We start from the raw sequence: 15,887 nt of genomic DNA on the forward strand, positions 1-15,887 counted from the left end.
ACGGACCTGCCCGCGCTACGTACCCGGTCGGAGGCCGGGCTCCTCGTCACAGCGCAGAGCGATATCGACACCGCCCACGGGCTCGAACCACGTGTGCGGGTGCAGCGGCACTATTCCGGTGAACTGCACTTGGTCGACGAGGCGGATTTCCTGCCGGCGGCCGCGCGCGGACTTGCGGTACCGGACACCGGTGCGCCTCGCACACCCGGCGACGGGTTCCGGAACGAGCACGGTGGAGTGGCGGAAGCCGCCGATCGTGCCCGATCTGTGGCGGTGGGACACCTGCGCGGGACCGGAAGCCCGATCGGAGTCCCATATCTCGGTAACTGGGTGGCGGATACGCTGGACCGCACCGGGGTCCGGGTCGAAATGAGCGCGGACCCCGCGGTCGCGCTCACCCCGCCCGCGGGCGAACGCACCGTTACCGGAGCCGCGGCCGGCTACGATCCGGCCACCCGCACCGTGCTCCTGTACGCCGGGGATACGGTCGAACAGCATGCGCGAGCGCTGGTGTTCGCGGCGCGGATGTCCGACCAGCTGGCGACGGTGGATCCGGCGTGGGAACGGATGGCGCGGTCCAGAGACGAATACGCCGAGGTGATGCTGGACCGCCTCGCCGAGGCGTATGCGCTGTCCGCCCGCGGACTCATCGACACCGATCTGCGTAAGGCAAAACTCGCACCCGGTGGTGATCTGCTCGCGCAAACCTATGTGGACACCTACGCCGATGCCTACCGGACCGCGGCCAGGGCCTACGGCAACCGCCGCGCGCTCGGCGGTTCCGACGAGTTCTTCCACGCGGCCGCGCACCGCGCGGGTGTGCGCGCCGTCCGGGCCGCTCTGCCGTGGGGGCCGCTGATCGACGGCCGCGCCCCCGGTGATCATTTCGCCGCCGCCTGGGACCGCGCCCACGATGTGCTCGAGACCGCCGCGCCGCCGGCCACCCGCGGCCCACGTGCCGACACTCCGCGAGATCACGCACTGCGGGCGCGCAACATGGCCGAAGAGATCGAGATGCTGCGGGCCGTGCGCGACCTCGGCCGGTTCGTTCCGGTCGGCCCGCTCGAACGCGCCTACACCGACGCCTACGACAAAGCGCTGGCCAAGGCGCGGCAGGCTCCCGCAACCGCCGGTTCACCCGAACGGACCGCCTACGAGGCCGGGCTCGCGGCGCTGCGCCGATACCTGCGTAAGTCCGGCCTCGAGGACGCCGAGACCGTCATGGATGTGGTGCGCGCAGTCCTCGGCGATGATCGGGTCGTCTGGGGGCGGTTCACGGAATCGCTGGAATCGTCCGCCGCGGACCGCACCGCGCCTGCAGAATCCGCGGAGCCGGACCGGTTCGAAACCCGGTCGGAGCCGGACCCCGACCGGGCGCGCCGGGCGCTCGATCGGGACCTGGTCGAACTGCGGGAGCTGTGGGACGACCGGTCGGCGCAACGACTGACCGACCGCGTCGCGCGCTTCTCCGGCCCCGCCGGTACCCGGCCGCGGCTGGTGATCGTGGCGGAGGACGGAGATCATGTCACCGCGGTGCGGGAGCTGGGTCTGTTCCATCCCGAATACACGGACGTGCTGTGGGACGGCTCGCACGAACTCCTGTACTACCCGGTGCGATCGGACGCCGAGGATGTGTCGCGCTCGCAGGGGGGTATCAGTGCCTCTCTGGCGGAAGGCCAGTTCCGGAAACCGGGCAGGAGTCAGGCGCTACGCCTCATGCTCGCGGAATATCTGCGCTTCCGCGTCGAGGGGAGCACCGATCTCGGCTTCGACGATTGGGTGCAGCAGCTCGGTCCGGATGCGTTCCACGCCAAGGACGGTCAGCGCCACCCCGGCGACCGGTTCCGGGAACCCGACGGTAGCTTGCGCACAGGTTATCTGGAGGCGGGGCACCGCCGGGCGCTGGCGGAGGGGCTGGACCCCGGGGCGCCGCATCCGGCCGCTGTGGCGCATCGGTTGCACACCCGGCAGATTGCGTTGGTGGCCGACCGTCCGCCGCCCAGCCATCACCAGCGGCACCGGGTCGAGATCGGTGCCGGCCGTATCGAGGTGGCGCTGGAGCCCGACGGTGCCGGTAGCTGGCGGGTACCGGCACCGGACGGCGGAGGCAGCTTCCAGGCGCTCGCCCGGTATTTCGAGGGCATGACCGAGCCGACTCCGGAACGGCTCGTCCGGCGGATCGCCGGGGTGCTGAACGACCCGGGCGCGGAGTTGACCGCACACGGCAAACCACGTGGCCGAATCGCCCGGGCCATGGACCGGGGACCTTTCGGAACGCGCCGGGGATCGGGCGCACCGGATCCCGCCGGGCCCGGACTCGGCCGGGATGCCGTGCAGAGTGCCGCGGGCGACGATGCGGGCGACACCGCTGCCGGGCCGGACCGCACACCCGATACAAGAGCGGACGATATCGCTCTGCTCGGTGCCCCCGAACGGGACGAATGGTCCGGCCTGACACCCGTGGAAGTCGGCGAACGACTGCGCGATCTCCTGCGCGCCGCGACCGGTAACCCGGATTTCGCTACCTTCGGCTTCGACCTGCCCGACCTGAACCCGGAGGTGGTGCGCGAATACGCCCGCGCCATCACCGATATGCACCGGCGATTCCCGCAGACCGATATCCGGTCCATCGGTATCGGCGACCGCCGCGAGGGTACGCTCGCCGACACCGGCTCGGAACTCGACCGTGCGACCGATACCTTCTACACCGGGGACATCACCCTCAACTACCGGCACGCCACCAACGTCGAGAACTTCCTGGACCAGGTCCGCACCGCGGTGGACAACAATAATTTCTCACCCACGGTGCTGCGCCGGGCGGTGTATGCCGTCACCGTGCACGAGTACGGTCATGCGCTGGACTACGCCGGTGGCGGCATTGCGCGACTGACTGCGGAAGCCCACCTGCTCGATCGGGCGTCGGCCGACCCGGACGCCGATTACGGCGAATGGCTGAACCAGCTGAGCGGGTACAGCCGAACCGCCGACGGCGACCTCTGGGCGAAAGAAGCGCTGGCCGAAGCGTTCATGGAGCATGTGCTGCTGGGTGCCGAGGCGGCCCCGCGGCCGGTGCGTGAGCTGTTCCGCATGCTGACGGAGGTCGCCGAACACGGGCGTTCGTGGACCGGTTTCGGAGAGGGGGTGCGCAGCAAGCTCGGCGCGGGCGTCGACGGTGCGGACCAGGGCCGCGACCCGACGGACTCGCGCCGTGACGCGATGGACTCGGGCCGCGAGCCGCCCCGGCGGGGTGACGGCCACTCCGATCCCGGACCGGGGAAGCCGGAGGCCGGCGGCGCGGGTGGCGGGAAGAAGCCGCCCGCCGGACCACCGCATTCGGCCTCGACACCGGAAGACCCCGGTGACCGGGTTCCCGAGAACGAGGAATCCGCCGCGCAGGACGGTCCGATCGACCCCGATGCGATCATCCCCCCGCTGGTGCTCGACCTCGGCGGCGAGCAGATCACTTTCGATCTCGTCCCCGACGGCCCGGACAGCTGGCGGCTGGTCCCGCAGGGCGAACTCCCGTCGGCCACACCGGAACGGCTGGCCGCGCTGCGCCGCGAACTCGAGGCGATCCGGCGGATGTGGCCGATCCGCGAGACGCAGGTCAAGTATCCGTCCGGCTCCGGATGGGACAGTCGCGGACAGGCGGCGATCGCGGACGGGGTCGCCGGAATACCGGATCTGGTGAATCCGGCGCCGCCGCCCGCACCGCCCGTCCCGCCACCCAACCCGGATCAGCCGGTGATGGGGCCGGTTCCGGACGGCAGCCCGCCCGATCCCACCCTGCTGCGGATCGCCCAGCAGACACCGGTGTGGATCCAGAACCGCGAGCACATACCGCTTTTCGGCCGGCTCTCGGCGCGGATGCGCGATACCGCCGGCGAATTCGTGCCGATGTATCCGGGCGACGGCACGGAATACCAGCCGTGGCTCACCGACGGCACCCTGGACGCGGCCCGCGACCAACTGCTCGCCGACCTCGACACGCACCGCATCACCACCGAGCAGGCGCTCCGGGACCTGCTGACGGTGGCGGGCCGACCCGACGCCGAACCCGGCCAACAGCAACAGATTCTGGAAGAGCTGCGCGACCGCGGGCTGATCTCCGGCGAAGAAGCCGACGCGCTGTCCGACGCGCTGAACGAGGAACGGGACGCCCGCGGACCGGAGCTGCCGGTGGGCCCGCCGCCGGACGGCGAGAGCCTGACCGACGCGGCCCGGCGGCTGCTGGATATCGAATTGCCCGACGAGAGTCCGGAGACGCTGGCCCGGGTCATCGACGAACAGCAGTACCGGGTGGCCCGGGCCACCGGGGCAATCGAGGGCCTGGCCGCCGCGGTTCAGCGCTATCTCATCGAACAGACCCTGCCCTACACCATGCGGGACCCGGACCCGGGTGCGGACACCGAACGCGGCGGGCTGCCGCGTTCGCGGCCTCCCGGGGAGCTGGACGGACGGCGTTCGGAGGAGGATCCCGACGGGTTCTTCGACGACGAGGAAGACACCGCTCCGCCCGGGCCGCATCGCTTCGCGGCACCGGATCCGGCGGGTCGCGCGATCCCGTTCCTCGATGCGGTCAGCTTCATCGACCAGAACCCGATGGGGCGGTTCCTCATCGAAATCCTGGCGGCCTTCGGCCACGAGCCCGGCCTGCTCGGCATCACGCCGGTGGAGAACGGCGCCGACGAGCTGCCGATGTGGGGCGAGGGTTACGAGCTGGGCCGCGACCAGGGGCTGCGCCGGTTCTTCGAGAACGCGCTGCGCCGCGATCAGATCCGCGACGAGCTGGCGAGCTGGGCCGCCATGCGCGACCTTTCCCTCGAGGATCTGCTCGCCGACCCGCAGGCCGTGGTGGACCGGTTGCGCGCCGAGAACGTGGCCCGTTCGCAGCGGGTCGCGGATTTCGTGGACGCGGCACGGCGTACCCTGCCCGACCCCGATCTCAGCGACCCGGTGGGCGAGCTGCTGGGCCGGCAGATCGTGCGCGTCCCCGGCGGCGAGGGCCGGCCGGACCGGCTGGTCGTAGTGGACGGATCGCGGGATCGCAGCCAGGTACTCGCCGACGCGCTCGCCGCCGACCGCGGCCTGGAGCGGCAACTCGACAGCGGGGAACTGGTGCTGGACTACCGGACGGCCCGGCGCGACTGGACCGGCGAAACGGTGCTCGATCCGGCTCCGATCCCACAGCTGCGCTACCTACGGGAGACAATTCTCGGCCGCGAGCTGGAAGTGCTGCTGGTCCGTGAGGACGACGGTTCGTGGCGACAGATCACCGGCTCCCCGGAGGAACATCGCAGCGCCCTCGGCGATCCACCGCCGCGCCCGGCGCGGCAGGTCGCCGCCGAGATCGCGCAGGTATTGCGGGATCTCGGTCTCACCCCGGACGATGTGGACCAGGCCGACCTGCACGGGACGGCGGCCGATCTGCTGCTGGACAACGCGGTCCGCGCGGTGCAGTTGGAGGCGCTGGCCGATTTCATCCGGTCCGCCACCGATATCGAACTCTTCAACGAGCTCACCGACGCGCGCAGCCGCCTGGCGGAGCGCCTGGGACTGAACCTGATCCCGGACCCGGACGCACCGGAACAGACGCTGACACCGCGGGCAGTGGTCGACCGGTTGGGTGCCGGTCCGCGCCGGGCGCTGCGGCTGCAGCAGTTCGGCGATCTGACCGGCTATGCGAAACGCCTCCGGGAGATCGACGCGGCCGCCGTCGACGCGGCGCGGAATCGCCTGGCCGAACGCCTGGTATCCGAAGACATCGCCCGGAAGATGTCCAGTGCGACGGCCGCCGAGCGGGCGGGCGTCGACCGCCGGATCGCGGCCCTGCTGCCACCCGGGTATGTCGACGGGCCGGACGGCCGGCGGCTGTTCGCCCTGGACACCGGCGGTCTCGACGCCCGAAAGCTCTACCAGGTGATCCGCCGGCTGGAACGCGCCGGTCAGGACGGTGTGGTGCGCGACGCGCTCGGCGAGTATGTGCGCGCCCTGTTCGATATCGATCCCTTCACCGACGTTCCTGGTGGTGACCGTGCCGCCGACCCGCGCATCGCCGACGGCCGGTTCCCGATGCACGACCGCGACGCCATGGGCGGATTGCGCGCGCTCATCGCGGATGCCGTGCGGGTCCTCGGCGCCGAGGATTTCGCCCGCGCCGTCGCCGACGCGGCGGCCCGGCCCGACAGCCACCGGATCCCGGACGACGACCCGGATCAGCGGCCGACCGCGAACCGCGACTGGGCCCGGCTCGTCGGCGTCGATCTGACCGATGCCGACGACAAGACCTTCGTGAAGATCTACGAGGCCTACCGCGACGGCCGGATCGAGAACCACGAGGGCCTCAGCCCGAAGGAACTCGCCGCCGAACTCGATCGGTTGCGCCGCGAGGTCCGGGACCGGGCCGACCTGATCGAGTCACTGATCCGGCTGTTCGACGAGTACACGCGCAGTGCCCGAACCGATCTCCCCGGCACCGAGCGGGGGCAGCTCGCGGACGATCCCGGGGGCCCGCGGCAGTCTGGTCCCGAGGGTCCGCGGCCACCCGGTTCCGGGGGGACGCCGCCGGCCGATCCCGGCGGCCCGCCGCCCGGCCGGGAGAGCAACGAGGCTCCCCGGCCGGGCCCCGGCGAGATCCCGCCCCCGCCCGTCGCGGAACGTGGTGCGACCCAGCCCCGGCCGGGCGCTGAACACGGCGAGACCCCGCCCGCGCCTGAGACGGAAGCTGGTGAGACGCCACCTCGGCCTGACGCGAAGACCGGCGCGGCGCCGGCGCAGCCCGGTTCCGCGGGCGGCGCCGGCGGCAACCGGCCGCCGGCGGCCCCACCTGCCGCGGCCGGGGAACCGGACGACGGGCCCAGCCCGGAATCCGGGGCGCAACCGGAGAACGGGTCGCCGACCGGCCCGCTGCCCGAAACGCATGCGGAGCTCATGGACTGGGTCGAACTGCGCCGCGCGGAGATCGCCGTCGATGCGGCCGCCGACGAAGCCGCCTGGCTCCGGCGGCAGGCCGCCGATCACCCGGCCGACCACCTGCTGCAATTCCGCGCCGAACAGGCGGAACGGCAGCTCGGTTACGCCCGCGAGCGGCTCGACCGAATCCGGCTCGACCAGACGGACCGGGCGGCCTGGCGCGCCCGGATGGACGCCGAGAGCAAACGTTTCCTCGCCGACGCCGAGCCGGACAACTGGCTGGCCGAACAGCGCGCGGTGCTGGCCGAATGGGTCGCCCGGATGGCGGAGGACCGGGCGCGCTGGTTGCGCGAGATACCGGGCGGTCCCGACGAGGACACCCCGCCGGCGCCGGATGCAGGCCCCGACGACAACGGCCCCGACTCCGATTCCGGCCCCGGTCCGGCCGGTCCGAAACCGGACACCGGCTCCGATCCCGAAGTGGCGCAGCCTTCGCGAACTGGTTCGCCCGTCGAACCGGCGCCGGCCGCCGAGACGGATCCGGAACCCGGCGGCGAGCCGGACACCACCGGCAAGGACCAGGTGGACGAGGACACCGAGTCCCGGGCCGAGAAGCAGGCTCTCGAGCTCCGCGGCGAGCAGCCGCAGGCCGACGGGGAAGATCCGAAGTCCGAGGGCAGGCAGGAACCCGAGCCCGGCGGGCAACCCGATGATCAGGATCCGGGGCACCTGCTCGGTGACGCACTCGTCGATGCGATTCTGCGACGCGACGTGCTGGCAGCGCGGATCGGAGAGCTCGCCTCGGCACTGCGCACCCGGGTGGAACCCGATGCGTTCGAACCCGACCGGATCGAAGAAACCGTGCGCGATCTGCGCGGCCGTGATCTCGCCGCCGGCGATACCCGCATCGTCGACGAACTCACCGAACTCACGCCGCGGTTCCTCCGCGCCCACGACGAAGTGCACACCCTGTCCAGCCGGATCGAATACGACCGGCTGCTGCGGGAACGCCAGGCAGTGACCCGGGAAAGCGAGTTCCTGCGTGCCAAGATCACCGATCGCGCGCGCAATATCGGCCTGGACAACCCGGAAGGCTGGGCGGATCTCGGCCCGGACGGCCGCGAACGGATCGTTCTGCGGCTCGACGAGGAGACCCGGTACGACACCGTGGATATCGCCGGCGGTATCGAGGAGGGTCCGCGGCGCGATCGCTCGCCGGTCAGTGCGCAGGCACAGCAGGACCGCCGGGACAAGATCCGTAAATTGATCACCCAGACCGCGGAATTCGACCAGCTCGGTACCCGGCTGCGCGAGCTGGACGCGCAGATCAGCGGGATGGAAGGGGATCACCTCGACCGCCCTCATTCCGAAGAGGTCGCTGCCGAACTCGAACGCCTGGCCCGGGAGCGTGCCGCCGAACTACAACGGATCAAACCGCGCCGCGTCATGCGTGACGATCTGGCGCGCCGGCTCGGTCTCGTGGACGAGAACAACGAACTCCGGGAGAGTGCCCTCGAACCGGACAAGGTGGAATCCGAGCTGCAGAACCTGCGCGACAAGACGTATCAGGCGTTCATGGAACGCCGGCTGCGGCCCTCGCAGTATCAGCAGCGGCTGTTGCAGATCGATATGCTCGCCGCGGTGGCCGACGAAGTGAACTCGGCGCACAACCGGATCGGCCGCCTGCAGGACGATATGGCCCGCGCGGCGGGTGTCTGGCGGGGGCTGGTGGAGGCCGAAGGCGGCCGGATGGTGACCGACCGGGTCGGCATTGTGGAGGGCGACGAGCCGCGGATCATCGTCTTCGGCCCGCGCCCGGAGTTGACGAACTCACCCCATGATCAGGATGCGGCGCGCACCCGCCGTGACCACGACGCCGCTCTCGACCACGCGCTGCGGAACAGTGCCGCTGTCGCACAGGCCCTGACACATCCGGATACGAGGGTGGAGTATCGGCGGGTATTCGCCGACCGGGAGGACAACTGGCGGGTCGACGACACCATGGACCCGCCGGATATCGAACGGATGAGCACCGGCTGGGTCAACGGGGACCGCCTCGAGATGACGAGATGGCGTGACAGCGAAGGCAACTGGCATCCGGTGGACCCGACCCGCCCGAACTGGACTACCAACCGCGACGACTCCGAGTTGCCGAAGAAGTTCAGCCAGAAGGATCTTCCCGACGGCGTGAGCGGCTGGGCCAGCGAGGACGTCATCAACGACATCACCCTGCCCGCCGACGATGTGCCCGTCGGCCAGATCCCGGAGAGCACGCTGCCGGTGAACGCGCCGATGGCGCCCACACAGTACGACACCTCGGATGTGGATCCGAACAAGATCTTCGGCCAGCACTGGGGCGCCGACGCCTACAACGTCATGCGATTGGTGCTGATGGCCGCGCTCGTGCCGAAACATCCGGCGGTCAAGGCGTGGATCCAGCGGCATCCGGAAATCGGCCGGTTCGTGCTGGCGCGGTCGTGGTTGCAGAAGCTGCCGCCGTTCGGGACGGTATTCCGCGGCTACGAGTGGTTTGCGCCGCCGGATACCAATGTGCAACCGATGCACCGCCGCTGGGATCGGGGCGATCATCTGCCACCGGCGGCGCTCACCGACGTTCCGGAGGGGCTGCGCCGGGAATGGGAGCGGGAGGCCCGACTGTGGAGCGAGGTCCAGCGGTGGGCCGACGAACAGTACGACCTCTTCCTGAACGACGACGGCGATCTGGACCGTGTCGCCGCGGGTATCGAGGAGCACCGGCAGAACCGGCAGCGGGAAGCGGCTCGCGAGTTCGTCGACCTCGTCCGGCAGCGGCTGGTCGAGGAGCTGGGCGGTATCGACCCACTGGGTGATGTACCGGCTCAGCTCGCGCGGATCGAGGCCGCGATCGACCGGGTGGCCGGCGAGGTGGCGGACCGGTTCGCCGAGGACGATCCGGAGCTGGTCCGCAATACGGTCGACCAGGTGCGGGAGATGCTGCTGGGTGTCGTGGACCCGGCCGAAATCATGCCCGGTGCCGACCCGGACGAGATCGTGCGCGCCGTCGACCCGGACGAGATCGCCGAACAGCTCGCCGGCCGGATGCGCGACGATATACCGCGGTTCACCCGCGACGAGCTCGAGCAGATCAAGAACCACCTGATGGTCGACGAGCACTGGGTGCGCGACGCCGACGACCCGGAGGGCCAGGTCCGCGAGCTGCCCATGGACCGCCTGGCCGATATCGCCGAGGCCTGGCACCGGCTGCGCGCCGGTAAGCCACTGCCCGCGGATTTCGTCCTGCTGCAGGACGCGCTGGCCGAGGCGCACTATCTGGCCGACAACCCGGGCGCCACCTGGCAGGCAGCCAACACCTACGCCATCGGTCAGGGCTATCACTGGGATGCACAGCGCCCGCCGCTCACAGACTGGCGGGAGGGTCGCCGCTACGCCCTCCCGCCGGTACAGCCGAACTCCGCCTACCTGCCTCCCGCCGCCCGCGACGGCGCGGCCCTGCGAATTCCCGGCGAGCAGGAGCCCGCAGCCAGGGACGGCGACACACTCGACCTGCCGGGACAGAACCCGGCCGCCCGGGACGGTGACACGCTCGAGTTGCCGTTGGAGGAACTGCCGGGACAGCAGCCTGCCGAAGGAGTCAGTGAGCGGCCCGGGCAGCCGGATCGCGCCGCTCAGGACGGTGACACGCTGGAGCTGACGCCCGAGCAGGGTGACTCCGACCCCGACGATCCGGACAACCCTGAGGGCCCGGACGACCCGAGCACACCGCCCACCGGTGGGCCCGGCAGCACACCGCCCTCCCAGCCGCCGGTGCCCGCTCGTGGCGGCGGGGATCCCCCACAGAACAATGGCGCGCAACCGCCGGCGCCCCCCGGTGGCCCGAATGATCCGGGTGGTCCCGGCGGACCACCCCCCGGTGGACCGAGCACACCGGCGACCCGGACCGGCGACCCGATGCGTGACCTCATCGCATTCCTGCGCGATCAAGCGGACTGGCCCGCACAGCGCGATGCGCAGCCGTTGACCGCCGCCGCCGCCGACCACGCGCGGAGGATCGCCGGATATCTCGGTCTGGCCGAGGCTTTCGGGCATCTGCGCGATCCGCTGGCCGCGCTGGCCGAACTCGCCGAAATCGCCCGCGCCCGCGGCTTTCTCGACGATCTCGGGAACGGGCCGCGGATGCGGTACCCCGACGACTTCGCCGAGCTCTCCGCCACCGAACGTTACGGTGACGAGCAGTACTGGCACCACGAGGCCGATCCCGAACTCGTGGCCGAGGTCCACGACGATCTGCGCCGCCTCGGCCTGCCCGTGGAGCAACCGCAACTGCCCGCCGGTCAGCCGGAATCCGCGCTCGAACCCGGCGGCGTTCCCGCTGACCTCGGGGCACCCGGACAACCGGACGGCGCCGACCCGGACGCCGGCGACGGCGTACCGGGTACACCCCATGCGGAGCCGGTGGCCGTCACCCGCGACCGGCTGGCCCAGCAGTTCGGCCTCGACCCGGCGGCGCTCGCCCCGGATCGCCTGGCCGCGACTGTCGCCGATCAGCGCTATCGAATCCTGTTGCGCGCGGCGGCACTGGAAGCGCTGGCGGCCGCGCAGGCCCGCCTCGACGCCGCGACCGATCCGGTCGCCCGCGCCGACCAGCGCAACGCCCGCGACACCTGGGCGCGCCTGCTCGGTATCGCCCCGACGCTGCTCGACCGCGACCACGCCACCGCCCTGAACCGGGCTCGCGCCGAGATACTGCGCGCCGCCGACGATCTCGCGGCGCTCACCGACGGCGTCCAGGCCGCCCGGCAGGAACCCGAACCGGGCGGCGAACCACCGGCAGCCGGTGAAGCCCGCCGCTACAACATCGTGGTGGACGGTGAACGGGTACCCGCTCGTCTGGTCGCCGACGAGGACGGCGGCTGGCGGGTGGCGGACGCCGAGCGCACCGGCCCACCGGGCCATCCGGCGGAACCCACCGCCCCGCAGCGCCGGAAATCGCTGCTGCGCCGGATCTGGGACCGGCTGTTCGGAGACGGTTACGTGGGGGAGACTCCGAAGTATCCGTCCGGGTCCGGGATAGATAGCGCCGGGCAGTCGATACTCGGCGATATGTTCGGGCTTCCGTTGACGAAGACCGAGGATCCGACACCGGGTGTACCCGGCGACGAGTACGAGGTCCTGCAGACCAAGTTCAACCCCGCGCGCATCCTCAAAGAAGGCATCACGCTGTGGAAGAAGCGGGAACTGCTGCCGTTCGTGCGCCGGTTCACCTCCCGGGTCGCCGACCGCAGCCTCGACGCTCCGCCCCTGCGGGACGAGAACGACAACGAGTACCGTTACTGGCTCGACGAAGCCGACCCCGACCTCGTCCGGGAGAACTTCGGGGTCGAACTCGAGGAGCTGAAGAAGCAGGCCGACCCGGCCCTTCCACCGGGCTCCGAAACCCGGCCGGGCGAGCCGGCGGCCCGGCTCGCTCCCGCCGAACCCGATGGCGACGTGGTGCCGCGTAGCACGGGCGAAATCGGTGCCTGGATCAACGAACTGGCCGAGGCGGCAGCACTCCGCGATGCGCAGGCAGCGGCGCTGGCCGAGGCCGCCCGCACGTTCGGTATCGACCTCGGTGATCCGACACCGGAGAACGTCCGGCGGGCGCACGACCTGATCCGCTATCAGCAGGCCCGCCGGCTCGGTGCCCTCACCGGTCTCGCCGACGCTGCCCGCCGCTACAACGCCGAGCACGCCGATATCCCCTACGGCGAGTACGAAACCTTCTTCGACGCGAACCCGCTGGCCCGGTTCCTGCGCGAGGTCCACGACGCCTACCGGGAGCCGTCGCAGGCGCCGGAGTGGCTGCCCGAGGCACTGCGACGCCGCTGGCCCGGCCCGGCCGACCTGCTCAACTGGCAGGGCGTGAACAACGGCGGTGAGCCGACCCGGGATTGGGGCGATCTCTTCGATACCGACCAGCCCGGTCGTGACGACGGGACCCGGCAGTACCTGGAGCGGGCACTGCGCCGCGATCAGATCCGCGACGAACGTTCGGTCTGGGCGCAGATCCTCGGCGATGTGGACCTGAACACACTCGGCGCCGACCAGCTCGCCGACACACTGGCGGCGCAACTGGACCGGATCCAGCAGGCCGCGGACCGCATCGATGACTTCGGCCGCCGAACAGCGGAATTCCTGCGCCGGGACGCCGAAGCCGGCGAACTCACCGGCCTGATCGGCGATATGGCGGCCCAAGAATGGGTGCTCGCGAACGACGGGGTCATGTTCGGTGACCCGGCCGGTCTCGGCCTGCTGCCCCCGGACCGGCCCGGCGGACCGATGCGGCTGGTCGTGGTCGACGGCCGGCTCGAACACGACCGGGTACTGGCCGACGCCCTCGCCCGCCACCCCGACCTCGCCGACGCCGTGAACAACGGCGACCTCCAGGTGCTGTACAAGCTGACTCATGTGCGGCCGGGCGAGCCGTTGCCCGACGGCGGTTTCGGGCCCGAGCGGATCATCGTGGCCGACGCCGGCGCCCCGCGGGTCCGTCATCTCAGCAACGAGGTCGACGGGCGCCACCTGGATGCCACCCTCATCGACGACGGCGCCGGCTGGCGCGTGGTACCGGACGATCCCGTGGAACCGGAGCAGGGCCGGTCGGCCGGCGGGCTGACCCGCACCGAACTCGACGACGCCACAGGCGAACTCGCCGAACGCCTCGGTATCGCCGACGAGGATCTGGCCGATCCGCGCCGGCTCGCCGAAGAACTGTCCGTGCTGCGCGACGAGAACGAGATCCGCGCCGCCCAGCTCGAGGCGATCATCGACCACGCCCGGACCGCCTGGGATATCGACACCTATTACGAGGTGGCGCAGGCCCGCGGCAATCTGGCGACCCGAGTCGACCCGGAGGAGACCGCGCCGGTGACCGCCGAACGGGCGGCGCAGGTGATCGCCGACCCCGCGACCCCCGGGGCCCGGCGGATCCAGCAGATCGCCGGAATACTGGACTACGCCAAGGCATCGGCCGGGCTGGACCGGGCCGCGGTGGAGGCGGCGACGCTGCGCCTGATGCGGCGTCTCGACGCGCTCTCCGATGCGGTGGCGGTCACCGATCCGCAGCAGATCGGCGCCGGGATCCGGGATCTGGTGTACCGGGAGTACAGCCGGTCCGATCTGACCGCTGCCCTCACCGATTTCCTGACCGCCCTCGGTGAGGTCGATATCTTCGACCCCGCCGTCCACGGCGACCGCGCCGTCGACCCGCGGGTGGGTCGCGCCGAGATCCCGGTCCACCACCGAGCGGTGCGGCATTTGGTGGACCTGATTCAGGATCTGCGTCACCTCACCGATGCTCCGCAGCGGATGGGCCTGTTGGATGCCGATACAAACCTGCTCCCGGCCACGGAACTCGGTGCGAACCCCGATTTCGCCCGCACGGCCGGGGTCGATCTCCCGCCGGCCGATCTCGCCCGCTGGGACGACGTCCTCGACCGCTACCGGCGCGGCGAACTCGGCGACGACGATCCGGAATTCGTCCGGGTGCGGACCGAACTGAACCGCTGGAACGAGGTCTACGAGAAGTACCGCGACGGCCGTTTGGACAAGGAAGAACGGCTGAAGCCGGCCGAACTCGCCGAAGTACAGGCCGAGTTGCGCGGCGAGGTGACCCAGCGGGCCCGGGATATCGCCGCGCTGGCCGAACTCGCCGAGCGTGCCGCGCAACTGGACGAGGTATCGCTGCGCGCCGCCCGCGACCGGGCCGAACTGGATGTGGAGCGGGCCCGGGCCGCACTGCCCCCGCCGCACCCGGACCTGCCGGTGGACGAAGCGGATCTGGCCTCGCATACGGCTCTGGACCAGCGGCTCGAGGAGTTGCGCGGACGGACGACCCGGGTCGACGAACAAGAGGCGTACCAGCGCCGGATCACGGACTACGAGGAGGCGGCCCGCGGGGTGATCGACGCCGAGGCCGATCTCGCCCGGATCGACGGCGACCTCGAACATCATCGCCCGGATCCCGGCCCGGGCCGCGCGGACGATCCGGACCCGGGCACCCGCCGGCATCAACCGGTCCTACCGGAGCCCGGTCCCGCCGGCCGGCACGGCCACGAGCCCGCACCGGCTCCCAGCGACCGCCGGCAGTCCCCGGTACCCACGCCGGACGAAGCCGACCCTCCGCTGGTCGAAGGTGACCGCGCGCGGCCCGACGAAGTCGATCCGGTGGCCGGTGCTGATGATCGGGCGCGGTCGGATGAAGTCGATCCGGTGGCCGGTGATCGCGCGCGGTCGGGCGAAGTCGATCTTGTGAGCCGCGATCGTCGCCGACCGCCTGTTACCGGTCCAGTGTCCGGTGATCGCGCTCGCCCACAGCCGGACGAGGAACCGGCGGGCGGAGACCCGGCGGAAACCGGAACCGGTACCAACGACCCCCGCGACCCGACGAACCGCGGAGAGCCCGGCACCGGCCCGCGCACGAACCGCGGCGGTCCCGAGGCTCCGAATCCACCCGACGAGGAAGGCTCGACAAGCCGCCGCCGACTCCCACCGTTGCCCCGCGGATCCTCCCTGCGTTCCCATATCCCGAAACGGCCGCACGAGTGGGATCCAGAATTCCCGGCCCCGTTCGAAAACGAGCGCAAGCCGTGGCCGGCCCCGCTTCCAGAACTTCCCGACCGGCCCGATCCCCCAGCCCCGCCGGAGCCTCCAGCGCCGGAGCCACCGGAGCCCCCGGTTCCGCCGGTGCCGGAACCGCCGGTGCCGCCTGTCCCGCCGGTGCCGGAACCGCCGGTGCCGCCTGTCCCGCCGGTGCCGGAACCGCCGGTGCCGCCTGTCCCGCCGGTGCCGGAACCGCCGGTGCCGCCTGTCCCGCCGGTGCCGGAACCGCCGGTGCCGCCTGCGCCGCCGGTGCCGGAACCGCCGGTGCCACCTGCGCCGCCGGTGCCGGAACCGCCGGTGCCACCTGCGCCGGTGCCGTAACCACCGGTGCCGCC

General features: G+C 71.4%; 1 protein-coding gene (only partly in view). It reads left to right on the forward strand.

Going from position 1 to position 15,887, the window contains the following annotated elements:
* Positions 1–15,873: the 3' portion of a hypothetical protein gene (locus ACIA75_RS07275; protein ID WP_397100797.1), read on the forward strand. The gene continues 18,264 nt to the left of window position 1, outside the view; 15,873 of the gene's 34,137 nt are visible here — the last part of the coding sequence; the start codon falls outside the window, past its left edge; it ends in the stop codon at positions 15,871–15,873.
* Positions 15,874–15,887 lie beyond the last annotated feature (14 nt).

The sequence above is a fragment of the Nocardia sp. NPDC051750 genome (genome assembly GCF_044453135.1).
Lineage (GTDB): Bacteria > Actinomycetota > Actinomycetes > Mycobacteriales > Mycobacteriaceae > Nocardia.